Source organism: Microbulbifer mixtoriginis (SeqCode) (genome assembly GCF_052466865.1).
Window position 1 is genome coordinate 2,862,993 of record NZ_CP174293.1, and the last position, 26,985, is coordinate 2,889,977.

Below are 26,985 nucleotides of genomic sequence, written 5' to 3' on the forward strand. Positions count from 1 at the left end.
ATCCAAAATTATTTACTGCTATCGACGCTCATGGGCCCCAAGGGTCCGGCGGTCAGCTGTTCAATTTCCGCGCCGAAAAGAAGTACGGATCTCGCCGCTTCAATACGGGCTCGCTCAGCACTCAACAATTCATCCCTGGCAGAAATCAGGTCTACATAGGAATCCCTACCCCTGCGGTAAGCGCGATCCACTTCAGTCAAAGCCTGGCGTAGCTTAGGGATTACAGAGTCTTGCAAGGTGGAGACAGTACCCAGGGCCTGTTCGCGGCTGGTCACTGCGAGAAAAAGCTGTGGGTAGAGCTGCAAAAGTGCTGCCTCACGACGCAGCATGACTTCATCCAGCTCTGTCATTGCCGTTAGCTCAGCACCGCGATTACGTTTGGCGGTAAATAGGGGGACGCTGAAACCCGCTTGGACTGCAGTTTCATTCACTGCCGGATTCACACGAAGACCTGCATACCATCCAACATCCGGTCTGGAATTCGCCTGGGTCAGGCGTAGCCGGGAGGCTTGCAAACGCTCTTCAGAAGCAAATCGTGCTATCGCAGGGTTTGCCTGGGCTCTTTCATAAAGCGCCTCAAAACTTGCGCCCGGATCAAAGCGATAAAGCTCAGCGGTGTCCACGCGATAATTTTGGGCTGGCTGCCCCCAGAGTGCCGAGAGCGCATGCTTGTAGTACACCAGCATGCTCTGATCCATCTGTTGTGCGAGGATCGCTTTTGCCAGAGAAGACTCCGCACGCATACGCTCTGAGACGGGGCTGGCCGCAGCACTGACCCGCGCGCTTACAGCGCTCAAAGCCTCACGTGCCAGCGCGACTTTCTCTTCCGCCAAAACCACCAGCTCTTGGGCGGCCAAGACCTGGGTATAGCGGCGGATCACTTCCGCCAACAGATCCAAAGCCTTAGCCTGTTCATCGGCGATTAGCAGGTCGCGCTGCGCATTGACAACATCTATACGAGCCTGGCGTTTATTGCCCAGCTCCACGACTGAAGAAAGAGTTACCGTCAGCTCAAACTCATTGTCGGCATCGTCCTCTGGATCTGGAGTATTGTCCGAGTCACCTTCATTGAAGTGCTTGTACTCGGCCTCAACACCCAGCTCCATCTCCGGCTTTAGTGCCGCAGTCTGCCCGGCACCATCCAAACCCCTTTTCTGCAATGGAAAAACTGCAAGCTCCGGATTCTGCGCAAGCGTAAGCCCTATCGCATCCGGTAGTGTTAGCAAGTCCCCCTCCTGTGCAAATACAGGTTGCACAGGCAAACACAATATCGCCATCGCCAATAGCCAGGCGGCAAGGCGACGAATCACACTCGCAATGAGCGTGTGAAACAAATCCATGGATATCTCCCAAATCACATCCCATATACGTGAGTTGGGTCTTGTGACTCTCTTAACTCACGCAGTAATAGATCGATCAGACTTGGGTTATAGGTGGGCGCAGTAAGGGAGAGAAGTAACCGCTGGGTACCGCAACATTAATCACTTCACGATAAGAAATTGTACCCCAGAGAAAGGGTTGGAATGACTGTCCGAGCAGTCCGGCGACGGTACTGCCATGACAGTGGCAACAGTGATTACAAAAGTCGAGAAGTGGTGACTGTTGTGCGGGCTCATCGACAGGGAGCGAAACTTGAACCACCTCGCCAAGTTCCGGCGAAGTGAATTCACTATTAAGATCAGATTGGTCCAGATGGTGGGGAAGTAGATGCTCGGTTACATCCTGCAGTTCTTCATGGCTGTCATAGAAAGCCCCTGCGGTCTGGAAGACCAGCAGTGCGATCAATAAAAAAGACAGCCTAACTAGGTTCATATGAACAAGGGGACCACAAAATCTTATTCTGGACTCTAGCAAACATGTCAGGATAGCTCAAACAGAAAACCCTCTCAGAATTTGTGCACCGCCAACGGCTTTGAGAAATAGAAGCCCTAGTCAGCAAAGTGAGCCCCCTGTCCATTTGGTCACCCTCAACTCCTCTACACTGATTTTGATGCCATTAACTTGAGTTTGTACCGGGAGGTATCTGTATATGCTTGCCCCTCATCCACTTGGCTGCCACACCAGAGCAATGCTTCTTGCTGTGTCAATAGCCTTAATTCCGGCCGTAGTTGCACAGCCCACTCCCCCACCGCCTCAGCCAGGTAGTCCACCGACCCAGGACCAGCAGGGGGGCTCAAACAATCCACCGCAGGGCCAGCCCCCAGCTCCTAGTGACAATACTACCGGTCAGGGCCAACCCCCTGCGCCACCGGGAGACACAACCGGTCAAGGTCAACCCTCTTCACCACCAGATACCTCACCTGGACAAGGGCAAAGCGCTCAGTCCCTGGCGGGAGTTGACCAAAATGGTGAAGCTATTGATCCCAAAGCTATGGAGGCACTGAAGGCAATGGGAAAATACCTGGCGAGCATGAAGATGCTGATGTTCAAAGCCAGAATTTTTGCCGATGTAGTACTTGAGAATGAGCAAAAGTTATTGATCGGGGGCAAAGTCAGATACATGGCAATGCCACCAGATAAACTGCGCGTGGATATGACTACTGATTCAATTACTCGGAACTTTATTCACAATGGTGGCAAGTTCACCATGATTGCCCCGCGCAATGGTTATTTTGCCGAAATGGAGGCCTCTCAACCCACCTCCCAAGTACTCTCCAAGGCAGCAAAGGAATACGGCATTGAAGTACCTTTTGCAGACCTTCTGGAATGGGGGCGCAAACCGGACGCCTGGGCAGGGATCAAGGAGGGCTTTCTGGTTAACTCTCCCAAAGTTAACGGGCAACGTACCAAGCACTGGGCTTTCCGTTCGGAAAACCTGGACTGGGAGATCTGGATCCAGGTTGGCGATAAGCCCCTACCACTTCGCATATCCACCGTTAATACCCGCGATCCAGCCAAGCCGCGCTTTATCGCGACACTTAAATGGATGAAAGCCAAACCAGAAGCGGCAAAAGAGTTCACTCCAGCTACCGGGAAGCACAAACAAATCCCGTTTAAAAAGGCTGAGCCAAACAAGCAGGAGGCGCCACAATGATCAACGCTAAGCATCGTAAGTCGCAAGCCTTGTCACTATGGGCGGCACCACTATTTCTCTCCGGAACTCTGCTCGCCGCAGTGTTCAGCTCCCAGGTGGAGGCGCGCGAGCATTTTGGTGGACGCGGCGCGCATTTTAATGTGGGTGGGCACTTTAATGCGATTCGCCCAGGACCCGGAGGAGGCTTCCACGGTGAATTTGCACGGGGGGACTTTGAGCGCAGGTTTCCAAACCATCCACCATTCCACCCCATTCGCCCGGGGCACCACCGTCACCCTCCTTACCCTCCACCCTGGCGCCCTCGACACTGGCCCTATCCCGGCCCTAGATATTGGGGGGTTACTGCTGTGGGTGTTGGTGGCTGGCTCTACACACTACCTCCCAGCTGTGTCAGTGTGACGGTCGGTAATGTGACCTATGAGCGATGTGGGTCTTATTGGTATCAACCCCATTTCGTGGCAGGGCATATCGCCTATCGGCATGTAGGAGCACCACGGCGGCCGCGGCGATAGCTTGAAATTCTTCCAGCGCCTAACTGAAACTCCCTGTTGGGTTTATGGCGCTGGGAGACTTATAGGAAAGTTAGTCCTCTGTTCTTTCCGGCCCACCCTCGGCATAGGATTTACTGATACCACGGAGGATGCTGAGCTGTTTGCCAAAGTTCCTGCATGGGGCGCACATTGCCAAATGCAGCTTAAGGCTGGCCTGCTCTCGCAAGTGCAGCCTGCGCTCCTGGGACTCCGACATCAACCGCGTAGCTTCCCGGCACGATTTCATTGACTCAGCCCTCCACGCCAAACCAGTTATCTTCCAGGCATTCACGTAATCGCAGGCGCGCCCGGTGCAGTGTCACATTTAAGTTGCTCACCGAAATCTCTGCTGCCGCACAGATCTCGTGGCTCTCCAGCTCAATGAACTCTCGCATCATAAATATTTGCGCCTGGCGGGAAGGCAGATGATTGAGGCATGCATCGAAGATTCGCCAAAAATGCTTGTCGTGAATGGCCGACTCGGGGTCTGCCCATTTCTTTGGTCGCTCATCCTTTCTCCAGTGGCCGGTTTGATCAAATAACTCGTCATGATCGTGCTCCTCGCGATCGCCACGCACCAGCTGGTCTGCATCAACAAAGCGCTGCCGTTGTCGCAAAATGTCGGCAATCTTATTCTTCAAGATGGCAAACACCCAGGTTTTCAGGGCCGATCGCCCGGTAAAGCTGCGGGAGTTTTTCAGGGCTCCCATAAGGGCCTCTTGCACAGCATCTTCAGCCAATTGGGCATCCTGCAACTGCAAGCTGGCAAAACGAAGCATCTGCTGGCGCAGATCCACCAGAAACTGGGGGTTCTGCAAGGATTCCTCAACTCTTGGTTCAGGCGAAGCATCAGGGGCAAGGTAATCGCTCAACTACGTTCCCTCATAAAATCGAAGCGGAGACCGGCGATATTAACTAAAAAGCGAGAATTATCTAACAGCCAGCTCACCCTGACACCAAAAGGCAACTCAATTCCCTCTGCCGGTACTAACAACACAATCACAAAGTTATTAGTCGTGAAGCAGCGAGACTTGTTACAAAAAGAAAGGACAGGTAAAAAATAACCCTCGAATGGCGCCCAGCGCCCGAAAGGAAAATCACTCTGCGAAAGGTATGTTCCATGCATGATATTGTTCAGGACTACTACGGACGCCAGCTAAAAAGCACATCAGATCTCAAAACTGATGCCTGCTGCGATGCCAGTGCGGTGCCAAGTTGGCTGAAGCCGCTACTAGCCAATATACATCCAGAAGTCCTATCCCGCTATTACGGTTGCGGGCTCGTGTGCCCCCCGCTTTTAGAAGGCTGCAGGGTTCTCGATCTTGGCTGTGGTTCAGGCCGCGATGTCTACCTCCTCTCCCAACTCGTGGGAGCAAGCGGTGAAGTGGTCGGTATTGACATGACCGATGAACAACTACAAGTTGCCCGCCAGCACCAGGGTTATCATGCGGAAAAGTTTGGTTATGACAACATCACCTTTCTGCATGGTTATATCGAAAAACTTGATGAACTCGGCCTGGAACCGGGTAGTTTCGATGTTATTGTCTCCAATTGTGTCGTGAACCTCTCTACCGACAAAGGGGCCGTGTTACGAGGCCTACATCAATTATTAAAGGAAGGTGGGGAGTTTTACTTTTCCGATGTGTATGCCGATAGGCGTGTCCCTGACACCCTGCGCACGGATCCCGAACTCATCGGCGAGTGCCTGGGTGGCGCTCTCTACTGGAACGATTTCCTCGAACTGGCCCAGGCCAGCGGCTTCCGCGACAGCCGCCTGGTGGAAAGTCGCCCACTGGAAGTGACCAATGCGCTTTTGCTTGCCCGTTGTGGCAGTGTTCGCTTTTACTCCGCCAGCTACCGTCTTTTCAAACTGGCAGGCTTGGAAAAGGACTGTGAAGACTATGGCCAGGCTGTAGTTTATAAGGGGAGCATTCCAGAACAACCGACTGAATTTGTACTAGATGGGCACCACCGGATTGAGAAGGGGCGTGTGTTTTCTGTCTGCGGTAATACGTGGAAAATGCTGGCAGAAACGCGCTTAGCTCCCCACTTTGACTTTATCGGTGACTTCTCCCAGCACTTCGGTTTATTTCCCGGTTGCGGTCGAGAGATGCCTTTCTCTGAGGGGGCTACTACTCCTTCAATAAGCAATAGCGACACTGGTAGTCAGTGCTGCTAACCGTCTGACCCAACTACTCAGCGTCGCAACAGCGACGCTGAGTATTCAATCTCTATTCCGCCGAATGACAAAGTCGAGAAATTTAGGGACTCTATGTTCGAGCCAATAATTCGGCCGCCACACAGACCCCCCAACAAATCCCACATGCCCCCCCTGTAAAGTGACTTCTAACTGCACCATGGAGCTCACTTCTCTCTTCTCGGGAATAGCCGATGGACAAACGAAGGGGTCATCCACAGAGTTTACGATCATCGTTGGCACCCCAATTTCCCGTAAAAGATGCTTGCTAGATGCCTTGGTGTAATAGTCATCAACATCCCGGAACCCGTGCAAAGGCGCGGTAAAAGTGTTGTCAAAGCGCCGGAAGTTGGCAAAGACCGTAGCATCATCCACATTTGGCAGAGCTGCTGCCATACAAGGGTCTTGCGCCTTTTGTTTGAGAGTGAGGCGCAGGCAACTCAAAAGATGGCGCTGGTAAAGTCTGGAAAGGCCAGTATTAATCTTGCGACTACACGCATGGAGATCCATTGGAGAAGATATCGCAACCGCCGCAGCCACCGGGCTGCAGGTTCCATCCTCCCCCAGCATCTTAAGCAGTACATTGCCACCCAACGAGTAACCCACCACCGTAATTGGGGTCAGGGGTAACTCCCCCCTCAGCTGTTCTACCAACCAACGTGGATCCTCACTATCTCCGCTGTGGTATGCCCGGGGCAACCTGTTTGGCACCCCCCCACAACCGCGGAAGTGCATGACAGCAACCTGGTAGCGGCGTGCGAGTAAGGATTCCATCATACCTTGGACATAGGGAGAAGCCACCGAGCCACCCAGACCATGGAGAATCAAGACTAATGGGAGTTCAGGGTCATCAACCAAAGGGCGAGGAGTGAGTAGTGCGAGACAATCTCCGTCCGGCGTTTCATACCAACGGCACTGGGTTTCTATCCATGGAACTGGGCGATGCACACGGCCAAAGACGGTTTGAATATGACAGTTTCCAAGGCCTGTGGCGGGGATAAACTGATCAGTCATATACCGGGTTCCGCTATTGCTATTTACCTGCCCTACTCTGCTCAATTTAGGCACTTCTATATAGCGACCAAGCAGAGCTGGCTTCGCGAAGCGTGAGGGATAGCTGCCCCTCGAAAGTATTGCGCGAATATCATCAGTATATAACCTCCGAGGGCATATGTTGGGATACGCGACGGGTATCGTGTGTTATTTCTGAGACTGAACCCTAGTTTTGGACATGGTTTCAGGAACGAAGATCAGAAAGAAGGTTGCGGCAATAGTGGCAATTCCCGCCAGCGATAAGAACGCGGCGTTATACCCGAAGTACTGAACAACATATTCTGCCGAGAAATTACTACAGGCAGAACCAATACCCACTAAAGCAGCCATGGCGCCCTGAGTAATATTGAAGCGTCCTGTACCCTTAGTAAGATCGGCGCACATCAGAATGATGATCACCCCAAAGATGCCGTTGGCCACACCGTCTAACGACTGTATGGCCACCAAAAAGAAAGGGTTATCTGTAGACATAAACAAGAGCGCACGAATTGGGTTAATACAAAAACCGATCATAAAGATAACTTTACGTCCCCAGGCATCGGCTTTGGCTGCACACATTAGTGACATCAACATCATCCAAAATTGCGCAGCAATTATGCAGGCAGAGGTAAAAGCAATGGCCTGGTTCACATTCGAATTGAGTGACAGCTTCTGGCTGACCAGAGGCAACATAGCCGCATTGCCAAAATGGAATAGAAAAACACTCACAGCCAAAGCGATCAGGCGTTTATCGGTAAGCAATACAGAAAAACCGGCAGGCTCCCTTTTTCCCGAAACATCGCGCCGTTCACCGCCCCGTGCTCGAATATGATCAATTGAATGAGCAGGAATAAATCCAACTGAGATAGCCATTAATACGCCCATAACGGCCATCAACCAGAAAACCCCTTCCGCAGCGATCGTTAGCGCTACAATTCCAGCAATCGCCGCAGCAAATACATTACCCGCATGATTGGCCGCCTGGTTGGCACTTGTCTGTAATGTAAAAGTCTTATCACTACAAACTCCCAGAGTAATGGCTGCAATAGAGGGAGCCACGAAAGCAATAGCCGCCCCCATTAACACCTGGGAGCCATAAATGACAGGTTTGTGATTGGCCAGTGCAACAATAGCGATAGAGACAATCGCAATAATGATTCCGCAAGTTGCTATTAGCATACGCTTAAAGCGGGTGCTATCGATAAAAGCCCCTGCGGGTGTTTGTAATAAAACCGTGGTGATGCCACCAATAGCTAAAACAATGCCAATATCCCCTGGCTTCCAGTGCATAGCTGACAACAGGTATATCGCCAAATAAGGACCTAAACCTGCAACCACATCTCCCGCGAAGAAGTTCGTAAAAAGAAGAGGCTTGTTTAAACTCATAGATAAGTCTTATTGTGGGATTTATCAGCCCAGGTGGATGCCCTGACACCAAGTATAAGAAGCGGAGAATGATTTTTAGAGTAGCAGTAAGCAGAGACGACATCCGAGGCTGCGCCAATGTCCCTTAGCCTGATAGTATCGGCGATCATCTTCTTAATGATTGCTGCCCGGCAGTGGCTCCCCTCCACGATTCGCATCTGGCATATTATGACCCTTGGTGCGATCGCTTTGCTGCTCATGCGTCAAATTACCTTTAGAGAGGCTTTCTGGGCCATAGATTGGGATCTGATATTATATTTATTCTCGGTCTTCTCTATTGCCTCAGCTCTGTACGATACAGGGATATCCGCACAAATCAGCCATCGGATTCTTTCAATCAAGCATCCAAGTCTTGTATTAACAAGTTATATCCTCGTAATGGCAATTTGTGCAGCCCTTCTTACCAATGATGCCGCTGCTGTAATCGGTGTACCCATTGCAATTGTACTTGCACGGAATATGAAATGGGGACTGATTCCACTCCTGATTACACTCTGTGCAACAGTCACAATTGGCAGCATGGTATCCCCCGTAGGCAATCCTCAAAACATACTGATTGCCAACGCCGGGAACTTCGACAATATGTTTGTCGTTTTTGCCCAGTGGACTCTTGTACCCGCTATCATCACTATGTTTCTGTCCATGTTATGGCTGAAACGTTTTTTCAAAACCAGCGATATAATCAATTACGAAGCTAGTAAAGAGTACAGGGAGTCAGAAAGGGTTACGCAAAAGTGGCCGGCACTTTTATCTGCAGCCCTATTATTAATCTTTATTGTCCTTGCTAGTATCCTACACAATGTGGATGACATATATCACCCAAGTATTGGGCAAATCGGGCTAGCCGCTTGCTTGCCGATATATTTGGCCAGCCATGAGCGCAGAAGGATATTAAGAGAGGTAGACTGGCCCACTCTTTTCTTCTTTGTTTCTATGTTTGTAGTAACCGGATCACTGCTACAATCTGGCTCTCTCCAGCACTTCCTGAAAATGGGCAATATTGATTTAGCAGAACCAGAGACCGTAGCTTTTGTCAGCTTCTTTGCAAGCCAGCTATTCTCCAATGTACCAGTAGTAGAGATCTACCTTAACCTTTTGCATCAACGTGACCCCCAAACCTTAATGATGCTTTCCGCCATATCAACAGTTGCCGGCAACCTGTTTATTATTAGCGCAGCCAGTAATGTTATCGTGCTACAGCAGGCAGAGAAATTCGGGGTAAAGCCTTTTAATTTCTGGCAATTCTTTTACCTGATGCTACCAGTCAGTTTTATAAGCGTGTTGATAAGTTATATCTGGATTCTCTGGTATGCTTCCTGGCAGTAAACACCAACAAAACCTACAGTAGTGAGTCATAAAGAAGCCATTTAGATATACTTAAGCTTTTTCAGGTTTCTCTATACGCGCATATAAACGGTAATCGCCATTTTGGAGCAACAGATAGATATTATAAGGTTCGAATTTTTCACCATCTTCCATTCCAGGGCTCCCAACCGGCATCCCTGAAACTATTAGCCCCACACTACCCTCTGGCGGTGAGGCCAGGAAATTCTGGATATACATAGCCGGAACATGCCCCTCAAAAACAAACTGATCGCGCCATACTGCTGTGTGACAGCCTTCCATTCCTCTAGGAATACCCCATTTACGTTTAACCTCCTGCATATTCACTTTAAAAACAGAGGTGGCCGCGAAGTCCTTTTCTTTTAGGTGCGCCATCCATTTTTTACAGCAAAAACATAAAGGATGCTTATAAACAATAAGTTCCGCAGCGTCATCACCGCTTTCTGCGACAGCACCACCAACTAGTGCGATAGCAAATAGAAGCAATAAAAAAATCCTTTTCAACTGCCACCTCTTTATTCAAATTTTAAATAGCCTGAGCGTAATGAATCACATAAGTCTTAGCAGAATCCTGCCAATAGCAAACGGACTCAAATCCACTGCGGGCCAGTAAACTCTTGAATCCAGCAATGGAATACTTGTGACTATTTTCAGTATGGATTGTTTCCCCCTCAATAAAGTCTATACATGTATCCGCTATAGAAACACTGTGGTTTTTAAGACAAACCAAGTGCATTTCCACTCGCTGACGCAACAGGTGGTAAAATGCTCGATGCGCGAATAGAGAAAGATCAAAGTTTGCTCCTAGCTCAACATTGATCCTTTGCAGAAGGTTCAGATTAAACCGCTCAGTAACGTGATCACTATCGTTATAGGCTCGCTCTAAAATCACAGAATCCTTGACTAGGTCTGTACCAATCAACAAGCCATCGCCAGCATCAAGGTTCGAGGCAAACAACTTCAAGAGGCGCTCCGCCTCCAATGGCTCAAAATTTCCTATTGTGGACCCCGGAAAAAAGATAACTTTTTTTCTTGAGGAAATATGAATAAGCTTGTTCCATACCTCAGATTGGGAAAAATCACCCACCTCACTCCACACCTGAACTCCCGGCAAACTCTTTTTGATCCGTTTTTCTGCCTCCAGTAAAATCTCGGGAGAAATATCTATTGGGCAGTAGCCCCTGGGGGAATCCATAGCATCAAGAAGCTCTTCTACCTTCTCACAATTCCCTGCACCTGGTTCTATCAGCAGTGTTTCAGGTCCAAATTTTTGAGCAATTTCATCCCGATAGGTTGTAAATATATCCGCCTCATTTCGGGTCAGGTAGTAATCTTGTGAATCGCAGATTTCCTCAAACAGGCGTGAACCAACTTCATCGTATAAATATTTGCAAGGCAATGTCTTTCTTTTTCTACTCAGCCCCTCCAAAACATCCCCCAGGAACTCATTATTCTGGAGTTGATTCTCAATAACTGACGATACGGCTGCTTTCACTTTAGTCTCCTGCCAATCGGACACCGGTAAATTGCCACGCTTGATGTGGATAAAAGAAATTCCTGTAACTGATTCTGATATGATCAGATGGGGTTGCGAAGGATCCTCCGCGCAAGACCTTCTGGTTACACATGAATTTGCCGTTGTACTCGCCAACTGCATCCTTGTGGGCCTTGAAACCGTGGTATGGCAAATAAGCACTAGAAGTCCATTCCCAAAGGTCCCCCAAGAACTGGGTATGGCCATTTTGAGCCGCCAAGGGCTTCAGATAACGTTTTTCCAACAAGTTGGCACTGGCAAGCTGATTTACTTGTCGCAAGTGACAAGCCGCTGCCTCCCACTCAAATTCTGTTGGTAGTCTTTTGCCGGCCCAGGTGGCAAAGGCATCCGCCTCATAAAACGAAAGGTGATGCACAGGTTCAAAACCATTCAGCGGTTGTAACCCATGTAACGTATATTGCTGCCAACCGTCTTTCGTTTCACGCCAATACAAAGGATGTTTCTGAGCGTTCTTTTGCACCAGTGACCAACCATCCGACAACCATAGGCGATGCTGTTGATAGCCTCCATCCTCAATAAACTCCAGATATTCCGTGTTACTGACTAAACGTGAAGCAATTGAAAAGTCAGGCAGAAACTGTTGGTGTACAGGCCCTTCATTATCAAAAAAGAAATCCTCCCCATCACTACCGATACCATAGAATCCGCCGGGTATTTCCAGCCAGCAAAGGGCAGCAACACTCTCAGCTTCTTCTTCGTGAGTATTATCACTATAAGCAGGTGCCATTGGATTCATCGATAGAGCATGCTTGATATCAGTCAGCAGTAATTCCTGGTGTTGCTGCTCATGATTGAGGCCAAGATCCAGCAAAGCACTAATGGTTGAAGTAATGGGGGCTATATCTAACAGCTGTTCTATTGCCGTATCTACAGACTGGCGATAGGCGTAGATGCGCTCAATTCCAGGCCTGGAGATTACCCCCCTTTGCGGTCTGGAGTATGGGGTACCTAAACTGTTGTAGTAGGAATTAAAAAGATGGTGAAAATGCGGGTCAAAGAGCTGGTAATTGGGGAGGTAAGGAGCGAGCAAGAATGTTTCAAAAAACCAGCTGGTGTGCGCCAGGTGCCACTTGGTTGGGCTCGCATCCGGCATCGACTGCAGCTGCATATCCTCGACAGATAAAGGTGCAGCAAGACACTCTGTCTCCCCCCGCACCCTTTGATAAGCTAAAAGAACCCGCTGCTGTAACTCTTCCAGAGATACTTCACCTGCAAATATTGTCATATCAATTATCAACTACGATAGAATTCAGTTCTATTGAAATCATCATACGCAGTTTTAGGCGTATTCCTAAGAGCTTGCAGAACTACACGACCTAATCCACGCCACTTTATTCAATTAAGAAAAACTCATGCAAAAAAAAGGGCCGGATACCCGGCCCACACTCTCGTCATGCTGACATGAATAATGAATTAAAATCGTGCAGTAAAATCTGCGCCATACATTCTCGGCATAAAACGCCATGCCGGGCTCGCCCCGATCGCAGCACCAGTGCCACCATAACCCCCAGCGATTTCCTCATCGGTTAAGTTCTGCACCCAAAGGGCTACTGAATAGTTATCCGATGCGCTATTCCAAGCAGCACGCAGATTAAATAACTGATAATCATCCACGATGCGGGTTCTATCGGTGATGGAGCCAATGCGCTCATCCGTCCAGTTATAATCTCCACGGAATACAAACTCTCCACCTGAAGCTAAATCCACTGTGTACTCCGCCATCAGGTTGAGCTTACTTTCGGGAGTGGAAACCCGGGCCTGACCAACCTTGGAGTCTTCCTCGGTTTCACCAATAGCCGTAATAATTTGGTAGTCTGTGAATTCCGTGTCCAAATATGAATAATTACCGGCAATGAACAGACTATCGGTTGCAGCCCACTGCACTTCTATCTCGGCACCGGTCCCCTCAGCGTCAGCATTTCTCAGGTTGTAGCTGGGGATTGGGTAACCGACCAGATCCAACTCCTGAAGGTTTTTATACTCATAGGCGTATACAGACGCATTTAGACGCACGCGGTTATCAAACAGGCTACTCTTAAGCCCCACTTCCAAATTGACGACATCTTCCTGATCAAATGAGGATTCCACACCTGGACCAAAGTTAAGGCTGTTAAATCCGCCGGCCTTAAAACCATCCGCCAAGGAGATAAAGGTCATCATCTCATCAGTCCAGCGATAGTCGAGCACGATGCGGCCGGAAAGATCACTCCAGCTATCACTCAGCTTGGAATTTAACTCTGTTTGACCATTGTTATAAAAGGCGATGCCAAAAAGCTGTGAGCCCAGGTCAACTGTTGGTAGTGTGATGCTGCCGACTTTATTGCCATTTTCATCTAGGAGATCCACGTCTCCGCCAGACAATGACAGCGGGATACTGTTGCCATAGGCGGTTTGAATAGTGAAATCTTTCTTATCGTAGGTGTAGCGGGCACCGACCGTCAGATCCATTTTGTCGGTGATACTCCAGGTCATATCACCATAGAGCGCTGTAGAGCGGTAATCACCAGTATTGCGCACACTCTCATTCCAAGGGGCATCAGAAGCTATCCAGGGCTGGAAGCCTGCCATCATCTGCTCTACAACCTGATCCGCCCTGAGCATACTGCCACTTACCGGCGCGCCTAGCGCATGTAGTAACGCATCCACCTGGCCACTTTGCAACATCAAGTCATAGACAAAAGTCGCACTGGCAACGCCTTCCAGCCCCATCGACTGCAATAACTGCCGATTCATAACCGCCAGGTCTTCCTGCTCTGTTTGGGTCAATTCTGGAAAACTCTCTTTGATACCTTCGTAAACGGCAAAAGATTCAACAGAACCGGTAGTGAAATAAGCGTAAGTTGTGTGGTCCAGCTCCTCTTGGGAGTATGAGGCTCCCAGAGTCCATTTAATCGAGTCGGTAGCACCGTTGAGGCGGAATTCCTGCGAGAACTGGCTTTGGTCATCTGTATTCGCAGACCCAAACATATGGTCAGGATTGGCTGTGCCATCCTCGTCCTGCTGCAGGTGCGCATCAAACTTTCGATAAGCCGTGATCGAGGTAAGGGTAAAGTTATCGAACTCTTTGCTAACGGTCAGGGAAGTGCCGAAAGAATCTCGATCTTCAATGGTTGGTGTATCCAGAGCGTAGTCCCCGAATACATCGGTTCCCTCTTTTAGGCTGGGCACAATAGTTGTGCGCAACGCACTGCCCTGATCCATTACGCCATAGTCTGCCCGCCACAGCACCTCAATATCTTCCGCAGGCTCCCACAGAACAGATGCCCGGTAGGTCTGGGTATCCTGATCCCCTACTGAAAAACCACCCGCCAAATTATCCGCAAAGGGGTCTCGGCGGTTAGTGGATGCGGAGAAACGAGCGGAAAGCGTATCGGTTAGCTGGCGATTGAGAAGCAGATCGGAGGACTGGCGGCCATAATTACCAGCGGTGAGATTTAGCTCGACGGTATTATCTGCCTGGGGCTTGGTGGTAATAATATGAATGGCCCCACCCGTAGCATTACGCCCAAAAAGCGTACCTTGTGGGCCTTTCAGAACCTCCACTCTTTCTATATCCGTCAGGGGAATTTCGGCGCCCGCACCGCGACCGGTGTAGACACCGTCCACATAAACAGCAACGGCCGGATCGGATCCCACGGTCCAATCGTTGGTTTGAATACCGCGGATACTGTATGTTGGCTGCAAAGCGGTATCATTGTGCATCTCAACACCAGGCGTATACCGGCCTAGATCCGTGAGATTTTTGACACCCGACTCTTTTATATTTTCCCCAGTAAATGCGGAAATCGCGATCGGTACTTCCTGCAGGTTTTCCGCTCGCTTTTGTGCCGTAACTACAACTTCTTCAATTTCTGCAGCTTGAACATTAGCGCTCACAGCTGTAAAGAAGGCAATAGCGCCGGAGAGGATAGAGAGGTTAAATTGACGGTTTTTTACGGTGCTACCAACATCGTGCATCATCGCGTCCTCGCATTTATTGTTATACAGCGTGATGTATTGGTTTTTTATTTTTGTTATTCCACGCCATCTTACGGTCGCCTTTTTGGATTTAAAACCCCGACATGACCTTTTTCTTATGACTGGTCAGTTTTGTGAAGGATTGCGCGAAAAGACAGGTTAATCGGCGAAAATAGCTTTCTATTATCGTCACGAAAAGTTACTAAGGTGTGTTCTCTAGTAACTTATATATTTACGGATTCTATAGGGTCCGATTTTACCAACGTCCATTTCATTAACCGCTATACGGGAAAAACTATGGTGCGTTCGTCTTATTTAAAAAGTCGTGTATTGCCCTTACTCGTTGTAATTTCGGCACTCATCGCAATTGCTCTTCTCGCAGTCTGGGGTTGGTGGCGACAAAGCCTGCCATCACTCGAAGGAAGTATTGTCACAGGGCAACTACTAGAACCCGCATTAATTCACCGGGATAAGCAGGGTGTAGTAATCATTCAATCCGATGACCGCAATAGCAGCGCTTTTGCCCTGGGCTTTTTACATGCCCAGGAGCGCTTTTTCCAGATGGACCTGTTGCGCCGAAGCTCCGCCGGTGAGCTGTCTGAATTGGTAGGAGCCGCCGCACTAAAGAAAGATAAAAAGGTCCGTAGACACCAGTTTCGCAAGCGGGCAGAGAGGAATATTGCGGCTATGCCTGAAGACCAGCGCCAACTTCTCAACCACTATGTTCAAGGGGTAAATTTTGGCCTGCAGTATCTGAACGCTAAACCCTGGGAGTATTTGCTTCTGGGGCAAGAGCCCAGGCCATGGAACGCAGCAGACAGCCTGCTGGCAACCTTTAGCATGTACTTAACATTGCAAAGTGAAGAGGGCAAGTTTGAGCGGCGCGATACCGCCTTAGCAGATCTGTTACCCCAAGATCTCTATGCTTTCTTCTTTCCCGCCGGAGGTATTTGGGATGCCCCTCTAATTGGCGAAGCGGAATCTCTCGATAATATTCCAGAAACACCTATCTCTTCATTACTGGATACAAGCGATCCCATTACTTATCAAGCCATGCAGAGTGATGACAAAGTTTACGGTAGTAACAATTGGGTTGTTGGGGGGGCTTTAACAGAACATGGTGGTGCCATACTCGCGAACGACATGCACCTGGGACTGGCTGTACCCAATATCTGGTTTCGCGCCGGCTGGAATATTCCAGGAACTGAAAGAAGTATCCGCGGTGTGACCCTGCCCGGGGGCCCAATTGTGGTAGCAGGTAGTAATGGCGCAGTTGCCTGGGGCTTTACCAATACCGGGGCGGATTGGGGTGACCTTATCCCACTGGAATTAAACTCTGATGCAACCCAGTATCTGACCTCGGATGGCTGGCGAGATCTCTCTATCGAACAGGAAACCATAAAAGTAAAAGGTGCCAAAGATGAAACCATAGCAGTAGAAAAAACCGTCTGGGGACCTGTTATCGGTAAAGACCACCGGGGAACCCCCCTCGCCTACCGCTGGGTTGCCCACGATATGTCCGGTGGCAATATGAACTTGCTGCGGATGGAATCTATTACCTCCGCCAGTGAGGCATTAGACCTGGGCCCAGACATCGGTATTCCTCACCAGAATTTTGTTGTAGGCGATAAAGAAGGCAATATTGGCTGGACAATCGCTGGACCCATTCCCAAGCGTATTGGCTTTGATGGCAGCCGTTCAGTAAGTTGGGCCGGTGGGACTATTTACTGGGACGGATATCTTACGAAGGAGGAACAGCCGCGAATTTACAACCCTGACAACCACCGCCTTTGGAGCGCTAATGCCCGTATCCTGAGCGGTAACTGGCTAACAATAATGGGCGACCATGGCTATGCTCTCGGTGCCCGACAGCAGCAAATTCGCGACAGCCTGCTTGCCCGCCAACAATTTAATGAGCGAGCGCTATTGGATATACAGCTGGATGATCGCGCTATCTTTTTTCAGCGATGGCAGCAACATCTCTCAGAACTTCTACATGACCGAGAAGGCTATAAAGAAGCCTATCAACTCGTTCGCGACTGGGGTGGACACGCCAGCACTAATTCGGTTGGGTACCGGATTATACGTAACTATCGTTTAAAGTTTATGGAGCTGAGTACCGCCCCCATTCTTACTTTTATGCGAAAAACCCAACCGAACTTTTCCTTCGGCCAGTTAAAACGTCAATTTGAGTATCCGATCTGGGCCCTTGCGCAAGAAGAGCCACAGCATTTACTGAATCCCGACTTTGAGTCTTGGACAGCTCTGAAGCTATCTGCACTTAACCAAGTACTGGATAAGATGTCGATAGGCGGGCTCCCACTACTAGAGCAAACCTGGGGTGAGCAAAACACGGCTTCCATTCGACACCCATTGGCAAAAGCAGTCTCGGCCATAGATTGGTTTACCGCCATGCCCAAGGACCAATTGTCAGGAGACACCCATATGCCCCGCATACAATCTCCAAACCATGGTGCCTCAGAGCGAATGGTTATTTCCCCTGGGCGCGAAGAGCAGGGTATTTTTCATATGGCTACAGGGCAAAGCAGTCACCCGTTATCCCCGTTTTTTGACAAAGGCCACGAAGATTGGGTCGAGGGGAACCCCTCCCCTTTTATTGAGGGAGAGAGCCGCTATCTGCTCAGGCTGCAATAACTGCCGTAACTTTACATGAAAATACTGATAAAAAATTTATTCAGGCCTATCCCCACCCACACTCGCTGCGGCACAAGCCTGTGCCGCTAATGCTCATGACAGGATTTTTAGATTAACCATTGGAAACAGACATCAGGCAGTCTCATCCAGAATAGCGAATGACAGGAAGGTGGTAAAAAAAGCTAGGCCAACCACTAAAGGTAAAAGTGGAAAGCACAGCATAACCAGAGAAACGCCTATCCATAGCCAGCGTACTAACGCCTTCTTTTGGCGATATTGGTATCTATAGCGGCGGGAGTCGTGACTTAATAGGCCAATTTGTGGAAACTCGGGCTGTTGCGGAAGAAAGAATCGCACAAAATTAGTGCAATAAAAGCAAATTATCGTCAGCAGCATGACACAAATACCTGACGGAAAGACCCTCTCAGTATAGGTCTTACCTAGGTAGTTTCAGGCCTGTACAATAGTAATTAGCCTGCCAAAGCCCATTTAGCGCTCGCTGGATTGGTACCAGCTGAGTTTTTTATGTAACCCCACCACACCACCAATAATGGTGAGCGTAGGCGCCCGTACAGCCTTTTCTTGGGCAAGAGCGGGAAGCGTATTGAGATCACCGATGATCACCCTTTGTGCCTTGGTAGTGCCTTTTTCAATCAGCGCCGCCGGCGTGGCTGTCGGTAGGCCATGCTGAACCAGCTCTGTACATATTGTTTGCAGGCCCGTTAATCCCATATAAAAAACCAGGGTTTGGCTACCGGAAGCCAGCTCATTCCATGGCAGGTCGAGACTACCTTCTTTTAGATGGCCCGTAATAAAACGTACCGACTGCGCATGATCTCGATGAGTCAGCGGAATCCCCGCATAGCTGGCACACCCCGCTGCAGCGGTTATTCCCGGTACCACCTGAAAAGGAATTGAGGCGTCGGCCAGTTTGTCGATCTCCTCTCCACCACGCCCAAAAATAAAGGGATCACCACCTTTCAGGCGCAGAACTTTCTTTCCCTGCTTGGCCAGATCAACCAGTAACTGGTTGATATCATCCTGGGGTACGGCATGGAATGCCTTTTTTTTGCCGACATAAATACGCTCGGCATCTCTTCGGACTAAGTCCATAACTTCTGGAGAAACCAGGCGGTCGTACAGCACCACATCCGCTTGCTGCATTAGTCGCAACGCGCGGAAAGTTAATAAATCGGGATCTCCGGGGCCACCCCCAACCAAATAAACTTCTCCAAGCGGGTTGGGGCTCCCCTGCCAATCTTGCAACGCGCCCAAGAATTCCCTCTCTGCATCTGCCAGCTGACCCGCTTCCACCCGACGGGCAACAGGCCCAGCAAAGACCCATTCCCAAAAATTCTTACGCCGCGCCTCCGGCAATGCCTGCTTCACCTGTGAGCGCATACGCGAAGCGAAATCAACCAGTGATGCGAGCCCAGGGGAAAGCAATGCCTCAAGCTGGGCGCGAATGCGGCGGGCAAGAACTGGGGCCACACCACCACTACTGATCCCGATGGATAGATCGCCACGTTCGACAATTGCAGGGAAAGTAAAAGTGCACAATTCCGGAGCATCCACTGCATTTACCGGCAAGCGGCGCCTCTGCGCATCCCTGGATACACAGCCATTGACCTCAGAGCTGCTCGTTGCCGCAATCACCAAGTCGGCCAGATCCAAATGCTCAACAGAATAAGTTACCCGATGCCACTCTCCATCAGAATCAACCACAATCCGGTGCAATTCTTCCGTGATATCCGGGGATACCACCAGAATCCGAGCTCCCGCCTTATGCAACAAGCGGGCCTTACGTGTGGCAATGGAGCCTCCGCCAACGATTAAGCTGGGGCGATTTTTTACATCGAATGCAAGAGGGAGATAACGCACTGATTAATCCATCAAACAAGCAGTCGGGTAGTATTTTACCCAGAAAAGAAAAAAGGCGAACATAACGTTCGCCCTTTTAAGTCACTGCGCTCAGGCAGCGGAGATTACTTCCTGACCACGCATATAAGGGCGCAGCGCTTCAGGGACCTCGATACTGCCATCCTCGCGTTGGTAGTTTTCCAGCACTGCAATCAAGGTGCGCCCTACTGCCAAGCCGGAGCCATTCAGTGTGTGTAACAATTCCGGCTTGCCGGTTTCCGGGTTGCGCCAACGCGCCTTCATACGGCGAGCCTGGAAGTCACCTACCAGGGAGCAGGAGGAGATTTCGCGGTACTTGTCCTGAGAGGGAATCCAGACTTCGATATCGTAAGTCTTGCGCGCAGCGAAACCAATATCACCACCACACAACACTACAGTGCGGTAAGGCAGGTTCAGCTTTTGCAGGATCGCCTCAGCATTTTTGGTAAGGGTCTCCAGCGCTTCCTCGGACTGGTCCGGGCGCGCCGCCCACACCAATTCCACTTTTTCAAACTGGTGCTGGCGAATCATGCCGCGAGTGTCGCGGCCGTGTGAACCGGCCTCAGAACGGAAGCAGGTTGTATGCGCGACCAGCTTATGCGGCAAAGAATCGCTGTCCTCGACAATATGATCACGATACATATTAGTGAGAGGCACTTCTGCTGTCGGGATCAGATAGAAGCCACGCTCATCGGTCAGCTTAAACAAATCCTCCTCGAACTTTGGCAGCTGCGAGGTTCCATACAGGGAGTCACTATTGACGATCACCGGTACGTTAGTTTCTTTATAACCATGCTCCTCAATGTGCGTATCGAGCATGAATTGGGCGAGAGCACGGTGTAAACGCGCTACTTCACCGGACATCACAGCAAAGCGCGATCCAGTAAGTTTTACCGCCATCTCAAAATCGAGACCGCCGAGCTGGGAGCCGAGATCTACATGATCTTTGATCTCAAAATCGAAGCTACGGGGCTGACCCCAGCGACGTACTTCCACATTGTCATCTTCGCTCTCGCCTTCGGGCACCGAAGCATCCGGCAGGTTGGGAATTGCGGACAGAATCGAATCCAACTCTTCCTGCAACTCAGACAGCGCCTGCTTGGCATTTTGTAACTCGCCCCCGAGGGACTCGACTTCTTTGAGCAGCGGAGCAATATCTTCTCCGGCGGCCTTAGCTCGCCCGATATTTTTCGACTTGCTATTGCGCTCGTTTTGCAAACTCTCGGTGCGCACCTGCAGCTCTTTACGGCGCTCCTCGAGGGCTTCCAGTTTGGCAGTATCCAGTTCCACACCGCGCTTTTTCAGGGCCGCGGCCACTTGGTCCATATCCGTGCGAATCAGTTTGGGATCGAGCATCGTTTCCAGTTCGCCTGTAACCAGGCTCCTACAACAAAATTAAAATAAATATTGGTTAAAAATAACGCGTCGCTAAGGCGACCGCGGCTCCCGTGGCCGCCAGGCAGCAAATGAGACTGCCGACAATATAGCCAAGAGCCATCAAAGGTTGGCCATTGTGCCACAGTATCAAGCTTTCTAGGGAGAAAGTGGAAAAGGTGGTCAGTGCACCGAACATTCCTGTCATGATTAACAGGCGCCACTCCTCTCCGAGCATTGCTCTATGGGTGATCAAAATGTAGGCGATGCCAATCAAAAATGATCCAAGCACATTCACGATCAATGTACCCAGCGGGAATTTCCCACTGAATACCGGATAGGTCCAGACGCTTATCTGGTGACGAAGTATTGCCCCCAAGGCACCACCTATGGCGATGGCCAGCCACTGCATGGTCTTTTACCTTAAATCCTTACGGTTTCTTCTTATAGCGTTGCTGGTCACTCTCACTGTTAAGCCGGCGCAACACCTGCAACTTTTCGGAAATTTTTAACTCCAGCCCACGGGGAACCGGCTGGTAATACTCTCTGTCCGCAATTTCTTCGGGGAAGTAGTTTTCCCCGGCTGCGAAAGCATCTGGCTCATCGTGGGCATAGCGGTACTCGGCCCCATGCGACAAACTTTTCGCCAACTTCGTGGGGGCATTGCGCAAATGCAACGGCACCTCGTAGCTGGGATCACGACGCACATCCGCCACTGCACGCTTATAAGCGCTATAAACTGCGTTACTTTTCGCCGCGACAGCAAGATAGGTAATTGCCTGCGCAATGGCCAGCTCTCCTTCGGGACTACCGAGACGCTCCTGTACATCCCAGGCATTAAGAGCCAATTGCAATGCTCGCGGGTCGGCATTGCCAATATCTTCACTGGCCATTCGCACTACCCGGCGGGCAACATATAAGGGATCACAACCACCATCAAGCATGCGCACAAACCAATAAAGCGCGGCATCGGGGTCTGAACCCCGTACCGATTTATGCATGGCGGAAATTTGGTCATAAAAATAATCACCGCCCTTGTCAAATCGACGCACGTCGGCGCTGAGCACTTCACTGAGCACATCCTCATCGACCAGCAACCTACCGCCCTCTTCCCTGGCCAAATCGCAGGCGACTTCCAGCAGGTTCAGGGCACTGCGCGCATCCCCATCGGCCGCGCGGGCAATTTTAGCCAAAACTTCTTTTGGGATATGAACATTGCGCTCGCGCAGTTGATCATCCGTCTGCTGAGCATACCCAAGCAGCCCGGTTAGATCTTCTTCGGGAATACTGCGCAGTAGATACACACGGCAGCGGGATAGGAGGGCGTTGTTCAGCTCAAAAGCCGGATTTTCGGTAGTAGCGCCAACAAAAGTCACCGTGCCCTCTTCTACATAGGGCAAGAAAGCATCCTGCTGCGCCTTATTAAAACGATGTACTTCGTCGACAAAAAGAATGGTATTGCGGCCTGACTGCATGCGCTGTTGCTCGGCCTCTGCCACTGCCTGCCGAATATCCTTCACCCCCGCCAACACCGCTGAAAGGGTAGCAAAGCGCGCATCACACTCCTCAGCTAACAGCCGGGCAAATGTGGTTTTGCCGACTCCTGGTGGTCCCCACAGGATCATTGAGTGTAACTGGCCGCGCTCAACCGCTTCCCGCAACGGCTTTCCCTTTCCCAATAAATGCGATTGGCCCACATAGTGGGCCAGAGAATTAGGCCGCATTCTTGCGGCCAGCGGCTGATGCCGTTGCGGGGTTTGAAACAGGTCACTCATCTTTGATTATGTCTGTACCAGCGGGCGGCTTGAAATTAAAGATGGACTCAGAAAGTTTCGGGTTTGCTTTCAAACTGTTGAAAACAATCTCCGTGCTCTGCCCCATGCTGTCGCGCACTTTCATAGCAGATGGCAGACCATCTTTAGCAAAGTGAATTTCCATAGACTTGAACGGCGCCTTTGGATTTTTTGGCGTCAGCTGATAAATACCGTCCTTTAAAGCCACATCGAATGATTTACGAATATCCTCAACTTTACCGCCGAGTAGTAAAGCTGGGGTCTCTTTCATACGCTCATCCACCGGACGTATAGTGACCTGCTCAAGATCCGGATCATAGAGCCAAAGGGTTTTATTATTCGTTACCAATAACTGGGCGTATGGCTCGCCGGTTTTCCAGCGCAACTTGCCTGGCCGCTGTACAGAAAAACTACCATTGCTTTTTTGCGATACCTTACCGCGCTCATCAACCAGCGTTTGCTTAAAGTTTCCTGAAAGGGAAGACAACGGTTGCAAGAGTTTGCCGAGTTCTTCTGTAGCATCGGCCCAGGCTGCACTGCTCGCAACGGTCAATACCAGCAGGAAGTTGCGCAGAATATTCTTCATCATTGATTCCCAGTATGTTGATTTCCCTAAAGATTAGTCAGCGGGAAGTGAACCGCAGCTTAACTTTGGATGGCGCCGCCCCTCCTTTTTAGGCTGGAGGCGGAGCCAATACCTCACGGTTGCCATTATGCCCCGCCGGTGAAACAACTCCGGCAGCCTCCATGGCATCAATAATTCGCGCGGCGCGATTGTAGCCGATGCGAAGCTGGCGCTGAACTGAAGAGATGGATGCTTTGCGCGATTTGGTGACAAAGGCAACCGCTTCATCGTAAAGAGCATCAGCCTCAGGGTCATCTTCATCACCGCCCTCAGACTGCAGGCCAGGCACTGGAATACTGTTGTTGCTGTCATCAACAATGCCGTCGATATATTCGGGTTCTCCGCGCCGCGTCCAGTCCGCGACGACTTTATGCACTTCATGATCGTCCACAAAGGCGCCATGAACCCGCACTGGCACCCCACTGCCCGGAGGGAGGTAGAGCATATCGCCGTGACCGAGCAGCTGTTCGGCACCGCCCTGGTCTAGGATTGTGCGGGAATCCACCTTGGAAGAAACCTGGAAACCGATACGGGTAGGCACATTGGCCTTGATCAATCCGGTAATCACATCCACTGAGGGTCGTTGAGTAGCTAACAGCAAATGAATCCCCGCAGCACGGGCTTTCTGTGCGATACGGGCAATCAGCTGCTCCACCTTCTTGCCAACGATCATCATCATGTCGGCAAATTCATCAATAACAACCACGATTGCGGGCAGTGCCTTAAGTGCAGGAGCGGTTTGCTCTTCAGCCGGAACGCTGGAAGCAGGATCCGGTTCCCACAGTGGATCTAAAATCGGCTCACCAGCTTCCTCTGCCTCTTTTATCTTGCGATTAAAGCCCGCTAGATTGCGCACTCCCATCGCCGCCATCAATTTATAACGACGCTCCATCTCGCCCACACACCAACGCAAGCCGTTGGCCGCATCGTTCATATCGGTGATCACCGGAGTGAGCAAGTGGGGAATACCCTCGTACACCGATAGCTCCAACATCTTCGGATCCACCAAGATCAGGCGAACCTCATCCGGAGTAGACTTGTACAAAAGGCTGAGCAACATCACATTGATGCCCACAGACTTACCAGATCCAGTGGTACCGGCAACCAGGAGGTGGGGCATCTTGGCGAGATCGGCCACTACCGGTTGGCCGGAAATATCGTGCCCAAGTGCCAATGTCAGGGGTGATTTGGCATTCTCATAGACATCGGCGGACAGCACTTCACTAAGACGTACCATTTGTCGATTTTCATTGGGAATTTCAATACCCACCACCGATTTCCCCGGGATCACCTCCACTACGCGGACACTGATTACCGCCAAAGATCGGGCCAGGTCTTTGGCCAAGTTTGAAATCTTACTCACCTTTACACCCGGCGCCGGTTGGATCTCAAAACGGGTTACCACAGGACCGGGCAATACCGATACAACTTCGGCTACCACACCAAAATCTTTAAGCTTCAGCTCCAATAAGCGCGACAGGGCTTCGAGGGATTCCCGGGAAAAGCCCGGTTTCTTATTTTGATCGGAAGGATCAAGCAAGCCTAAAGGTGGCAATGTTCCTGTAACAGGCCCGCCCTTGAATAATTCGCCTTGCTTTTCTTTAGCCGCACGGGGGCTCTGCTTGGGCTTTACTGGAGCCGCTTCAATCTTGGGGGGAATTCGCTTGGCGGTGCGCTGCTTCTCTTCTTCCACTGCGGCTTTGCGCACGACTATGGCTTCCCGCGCCACGCGCTGTTCTGTGCGCTTCAGGCGCCATTGCTTGTAATAACTGCTCAACCAGGCGATAAGCCCTAACACATTACGACCAATGGACTCAGCCAACTTGAGCCAGGAAAGGCCAGTGAATACCGTCACACCAATGGCAAAAATCGCCAACAATAAAATGGTCCCACCAACATAACCAAGACTTCCCTGAAGAGAACTAGATAGCGCGTCTCCAATGATTCCGCCGTTGGTGAAAGGCAGAGGATCGTCAGCGGGAGAAAAACATAGTGTCGCCAAAGCGGCACCACTAATTAACAGAAGGAACAGACCAAAGACTCTCAGCGCAAACAGGGGAGCATGGAAACGTGCATTGCGGTCGCGTAAGATTTTATAAGCACGCAAGCCAATCAACAGGGGAAACAGATAGGCCATCCAACCCAATAGAGAAAGGCAGACATCGGCGAGCCAGGCGCCTGCAGGACCAATGGCATTGTGAATTTTTCCGACCTGCCCGGTATGGGACCAACCTGGATCTTGGGAATCGTAACTGAGCAGGCTGATAGCCATTAATAGTGCCCCTGCCAGCAGGCAGATTAATGCTCCCTCACGGACCAAACGGGCGACGAGTGAATCCGGCAATGCACCGCTCTTTTCAGAATTTTCTCCGGTTGCGCTTTCGGCCTTCAATGGCTTACCTCAATATTCTTTGTTGTTGCTTTCTGGTACTTGTAACAAACGGAAATCGCTACTTGAGCGATTTCCTCGATGGCCTAATTATCTTTGATTTATGCTGGTTTGTATGTGCGATATATACAAGCCGGGATCTTAAGGGAGATATCCTCTCCAGTATCCCGCCAACACAGCGAATCTCTTATCTCTTGGGGCACTCTGTCGCGGGCAAAGTTGTTCAGTATTTCTAGTTTGCTGGAGTCTCCACCCAGCTCGGCACCCAGGCTTGCTTGGGTGCTGTAAGTGAATTCAGCCTGAAATATTTCCTCACACCCTCTGAACCCAGCACTTTTAAACAGCCAGGATATCTGGTCCTGCCTGGGGAAATAGCGGTTGAATGCTTGAGATTCGCAGCCAGCCAACATGCTGGTTTTTCGTACGATATCTGTAAACACATCCTGTATCACACCGGAGGCCGGCAGCAATTGCCAAATAATAAAACGCCCCCCTCGCTTCAGGACCCGAAAGACATTCCTCATTACCAACGGTTGGTCCAACTGGGGCACTTCGTGCAGCCCCATTTTGAGTACTACCGCATCAAAAGATTCCTTTTCATAGGGCAATGCCCTGGCATCACCCACAGTAACATCGACAACCCTTTCACGCACTTTTGAGTTGATACGCTTGAGCTGGGAATGGTGGGTATCGCACATACTGAGGGCGAGCCCCATTGACTTTTTATCACCATACTCCAACAGCAACTGGCTGACCGCGCCACTGCCGCTCATTAAATCCAGTACTTTATTTCCCTCTCTGAGATCCAGCGCTTCGAGTAGCTTTGCTTTCGACTCGGGTGAAGCCACGAAGGCGTCTAAAGCATCATGGGAAAGGACATTGTACCCATCCGCCACAATATCGCATCTGACCTGCAGCTTCAGGGATGCGAACAACTCCACTAAATCTGGAGGGCCATGCAAACTGGCAATATGGCTACCATCAGGCCCTAAATCGACAGAAAGCCTCAAGGAGAAGGTGTCATCCAGGATTTCCGACACAAATACCTGTGCTTCATTACTGAGACTGAAGGTAAATGTGGGGTGGCCAATCAAATTGCTGCCCAGATTCAACGGTACTATTTTTCTGCCCTGCCTCATGGCTTCGCCCTTTGGCCGTTGTTATGCATCCCAAATT

The 26,985-nt window shown here is 50.4% G+C and carries 22 protein-coding genes; 5 read left to right on the plus strand and 17 right to left on the minus strand.

Annotated features, from left to right (window positions below; all coding sequences use genetic code 11):
- Positions 1-8 precede the first annotated feature (8 nt).
- Together ACJJJA_RS12905 and ACJJJA_RS12910 are read right to left on the minus strand one after the other, a co-directional pair.
- A complete protein-coding gene (locus ACJJJA_RS12905) occupies positions 9-1,340 on the minus strand; it encodes a TolC family protein (RefSeq protein WP_444904881.1) in 1,332 nt (443 codons plus the stop codon).
- A gap of 76 nt (positions 1,341-1,416) precedes the next feature.
- The gene (locus ACJJJA_RS12910; RefSeq protein ID WP_444900651.1) at positions 1,417-1,812 is read right to left on the minus strand and encodes a hypothetical protein; all 396 of its coding nucleotides are present in this window, start codon (positions 1,810-1,812) and stop codon (positions 1,417-1,419) included.
- A 268-nt stretch (positions 1,813-2,080) separates the two neighbouring features.
- Between ACJJJA_RS12910 and ACJJJA_RS12915 the strand changes: the two genes are divergently transcribed.
- Entirely contained in the window at positions 2,081-3,034 is a 954-nt protein-coding gene (locus tag ACJJJA_RS12915; protein WP_444925242.1) for a DUF2092 domain-containing protein, read from the plus strand.
- Positions 3,031-3,546, plus strand: a complete 516-nt coding sequence (locus ACJJJA_RS12920; protein WP_444904882.1) for a hypothetical protein — start codon at positions 3,031-3,033, stop codon at positions 3,544-3,546. The genes ACJJJA_RS12915 and ACJJJA_RS12920 overlap by 4 nt, the downstream gene beginning before the upstream one ends.
- Before the next feature lie 70 nt (positions 3,547-3,616).
- On the opposite strand, the gene ACJJJA_RS12925 is transcribed toward ACJJJA_RS12920, so the two are convergent.
- Both ACJJJA_RS12925 and ACJJJA_RS12930 read right to left on the minus strand, forming a co-directional pair.
- On the minus strand, positions 3,617-3,811 hold the full coding sequence (locus ACJJJA_RS12925; RefSeq protein ID WP_444886313.1) for a zf-HC2 domain-containing protein: 195 nt from the start codon (positions 3,809-3,811) through the stop codon (positions 3,617-3,619).
- Positions 3,812-3,815: 4 nt separating this feature from the next.
- Positions 3,816-4,436: an RNA polymerase factor sigma-70 gene (locus ACJJJA_RS12930; protein WP_252081768.1), complete on the minus strand. Its 621-nt coding sequence runs from the start codon at positions 4,434-4,436 to the stop codon at positions 3,816-3,818.
- 248 nt (positions 4,437-4,684) lie between these two features.
- On the opposite strand from ACJJJA_RS12930, the gene ACJJJA_RS12935 reads away from it, so the two are divergent.
- Entirely contained in the window at positions 4,685-5,743 is a 1,059-nt protein-coding gene (locus ACJJJA_RS12935; RefSeq protein ID WP_444904883.1) for a methyltransferase domain-containing protein, read from the plus strand.
- A 45-nt stretch (positions 5,744-5,788) separates the two neighbouring features.
- Here ACJJJA_RS12935 and ACJJJA_RS12940 read toward each other — a convergent pair whose 3' ends face one another.
- The gene (locus ACJJJA_RS12940) at positions 5,789-6,775 is read right to left on the minus strand and encodes a hydrolase (RefSeq protein ID WP_444904884.1); all 987 of its coding nucleotides are present in this window, start codon (positions 6,773-6,775) and stop codon (positions 5,789-5,791) included.
- 186 nt (positions 6,776-6,961) lie between these two features.
- Positions 6,962-8,179, minus strand: coding sequence for an MFS transporter (locus ACJJJA_RS12945; RefSeq protein ID WP_444904885.1), 1,218 nt, complete (start codon positions 8,177-8,179; stop codon positions 6,962-6,964).
- 117 nt (positions 8,180-8,296) lie between these two features.
- Here ACJJJA_RS12945 and ACJJJA_RS12950 point away from each other — a divergent pair, with 117 nt between their 5' ends.
- Positions 8,297-9,544: an ArsB/NhaD family transporter gene (locus tag ACJJJA_RS12950; protein ID WP_444904886.1), complete on the plus strand. Its 1,248-nt coding sequence runs from the start codon at positions 8,297-8,299 to the stop codon at positions 9,542-9,544.
- A 51-nt stretch (positions 9,545-9,595) separates the two neighbouring features.
- Here ACJJJA_RS12950 and ACJJJA_RS12955 read toward each other — a convergent pair whose 3' ends face one another.
- From ACJJJA_RS12955 to ACJJJA_RS12970, 4 genes are all read right to left on the minus strand, one after another.
- A complete protein-coding gene (locus tag ACJJJA_RS12955) occupies positions 9,596-10,066 on the minus strand; it encodes a DUF411 domain-containing protein (RefSeq protein ID WP_444904887.1) in 471 nt (156 codons plus the stop codon).
- A 22-nt stretch (positions 10,067-10,088) separates the two neighbouring features.
- Positions 10,089-11,057, minus strand: a complete 969-nt coding sequence (gene egtD / locus ACJJJA_RS12960; protein WP_444904888.1) for an L-histidine N(alpha)-methyltransferase — start codon at positions 11,055-11,057, stop codon at positions 10,089-10,091.
- 1 nt (position 11,058) lies between these two features.
- A complete protein-coding gene (egtB, locus tag ACJJJA_RS12965; protein ID WP_444904889.1) occupies positions 11,059-12,342 on the minus strand; it encodes an ergothioneine biosynthesis protein EgtB in 1,284 nt (427 codons plus the stop codon).
- A 188-nt stretch (positions 12,343-12,530) separates the two neighbouring features.
- Positions 12,531-15,077: a TonB-dependent receptor gene (locus ACJJJA_RS12970; protein ID WP_444904890.1), complete on the minus strand. Its 2,547-nt coding sequence runs from the start codon at positions 15,075-15,077 to the stop codon at positions 12,531-12,533.
- 294 nt (positions 15,078-15,371) lie between these two features.
- On the opposite strand from ACJJJA_RS12970, the gene ACJJJA_RS12975 reads away from it, so the two are divergent.
- Positions 15,372-17,729: a penicillin acylase family protein gene (locus ACJJJA_RS12975; protein WP_444904891.1), complete on the plus strand. Its 2,358-nt coding sequence runs from the start codon at positions 15,372-15,374 to the stop codon at positions 17,727-17,729.
- A 489-nt stretch (positions 17,730-18,218) separates the two neighbouring features.
- On the opposite strand, the gene cysG is transcribed toward ACJJJA_RS12975, so the two are convergent.
- The 7 genes from cysG to ACJJJA_RS13010 all read right to left on the minus strand — a co-directional run bounded on the left by cysG (position 18,219) and on the right by ACJJJA_RS13010 (position 26,948).
- Positions 18,219-19,610, minus strand: coding sequence for a siroheme synthase CysG (cysG, locus tag ACJJJA_RS12980; RefSeq protein ID WP_444904892.1), 1,392 nt, complete (start codon positions 19,608-19,610; stop codon positions 18,219-18,221).
- Positions 19,611-19,700: 90 nt separating this feature from the next.
- Positions 19,701-20,984, minus strand: coding sequence for a serine--tRNA ligase (gene serS, locus ACJJJA_RS12985; protein ID WP_444904893.1), 1,284 nt, complete (start codon positions 20,982-20,984; stop codon positions 19,701-19,703).
- A 55-nt stretch (positions 20,985-21,039) separates the two neighbouring features.
- A complete protein-coding gene (crcB, locus tag ACJJJA_RS12990; protein ID WP_444904894.1) occupies positions 21,040-21,414 on the minus strand; it encodes a fluoride efflux transporter CrcB in 375 nt (124 codons plus the stop codon).
- 19 nt (positions 21,415-21,433) lie between these two features.
- Positions 21,434-22,777 (minus strand): replication-associated recombination protein A, encoded by a 1,344-nt coding sequence (locus ACJJJA_RS12995; RefSeq protein WP_444904895.1) that lies wholly within the window; start codon positions 22,775-22,777, stop codon positions 21,434-21,436.
- A complete protein-coding gene (gene lolA / locus ACJJJA_RS13000) occupies positions 22,770-23,384 on the minus strand; it encodes an outer membrane lipoprotein periplasmic chaperone LolA (protein ID WP_444904896.1) in 615 nt (204 codons plus the stop codon). The genes ACJJJA_RS12995 and lolA overlap by 8 nt, the downstream gene beginning before the upstream one ends.
- Positions 23,385-23,469: 85 nt before the next feature.
- On the minus strand, positions 23,470-25,812 hold the full coding sequence (locus ACJJJA_RS13005) for a DNA translocase FtsK (RefSeq protein WP_435583613.1): 2,343 nt from the start codon (positions 25,810-25,812) through the stop codon (positions 23,470-23,472).
- A gap of 98 nt (positions 25,813-25,910) precedes the next feature.
- The gene (locus ACJJJA_RS13010) at positions 25,911-26,948 is read right to left on the minus strand and encodes a class I SAM-dependent methyltransferase (protein ID WP_444904897.1); all 1,038 of its coding nucleotides are present in this window, start codon (positions 26,946-26,948) and stop codon (positions 25,911-25,913) included.
- Positions 26,949-26,985 lie beyond the last annotated feature (37 nt).

What these genes read in the sequence shown, in the direction of transcription:
- ACJJJA_RS12905 (WP_444904881.1), bottom strand. Translation starts at nt 1,340, where the DNA reads ATGGATTTGTTTCACACGCTCATTGCGAGTGTGATTCGTCGCCTTGCC.
- ACJJJA_RS12910 (WP_444900651.1), bottom strand. Translation starts at nt 1,812, where the DNA reads ATGAACCTAGTTAGGCTGTCTTTTTTATTGATCGCACTGCTGGTCTTC.
- ACJJJA_RS12920 (WP_444904882.1), top strand. Translation starts at nt 3,031, where the DNA reads ATGATCAACGCTAAGCATCGTAAGTCGCAAGCCTTGTCACTATGGGCG.
- ACJJJA_RS12925 (WP_444886313.1), bottom strand. Translation starts at nt 3,811, where the DNA reads ATGAAATCGTGCCGGGAAGCTACGCGGTTGATGTCGGAGTCCCAGGAG.
- ACJJJA_RS12935 (WP_444904883.1), top strand. Translation starts at nt 4,685, where the DNA reads ATGCATGATATTGTTCAGGACTACTACGGACGCCAGCTAAAAAGCACA.
- ACJJJA_RS12940 (WP_444904884.1), bottom strand. Translation starts at nt 6,775, where the DNA reads ATGACTGATCAGTTTATCCCCGCCACAGGCCTTGGAAACTGTCATATT.
- ACJJJA_RS12945 (WP_444904885.1), bottom strand. Translation starts at nt 8,179, where the DNA reads ATGAGTTTAAACAAGCCTCTTCTTTTTACGAACTTCTTCGCGGGAGAT.
- ACJJJA_RS12950 (WP_444904886.1), top strand. Translation starts at nt 8,297, where the DNA reads ATGTCCCTTAGCCTGATAGTATCGGCGATCATCTTCTTAATGATTGCT.
- egtB (WP_444904889.1), bottom strand. Translation starts at nt 12,342, where the DNA reads ATGACAATATTTGCAGGTGAAGTATCTCTGGAAGAGTTACAGCAGCGG.
- ACJJJA_RS12970 (WP_444904890.1), bottom strand. Translation starts at nt 15,077, where the DNA reads ATGATGCACGATGTTGGTAGCACCGTAAAAAACCGTCAATTTAACCTC.
- ACJJJA_RS12975 (WP_444904891.1), top strand. Translation starts at nt 15,372, where the DNA reads ATGGTGCGTTCGTCTTATTTAAAAAGTCGTGTATTGCCCTTACTCGTT.
- serS (WP_444904893.1), bottom strand. Translation starts at nt 20,984, where the DNA reads ATGCTCGATCCCAAACTGATTCGCACGGATATGGACCAAGTGGCCGCG.
- crcB (WP_444904894.1), bottom strand. Translation starts at nt 21,414, where the DNA reads ATGCAGTGGCTGGCCATCGCCATAGGTGGTGCCTTGGGGGCAATACTT.
- ACJJJA_RS12995 (WP_444904895.1), bottom strand. Translation starts at nt 22,777, where the DNA reads ATGAGTGACCTGTTTCAAACCCCGCAACGGCATCAGCCGCTGGCCGCA.
- lolA (WP_444904896.1), bottom strand. Translation starts at nt 23,384, where the DNA reads ATGATGAAGAATATTCTGCGCAACTTCCTGCTGGTATTGACCGTTGCG.
- ACJJJA_RS13010 (WP_444904897.1), bottom strand. Translation starts at nt 26,948, where the DNA reads ATGAGGCAGGGCAGAAAAATAGTACCGTTGAATCTGGGCAGCAATTTG.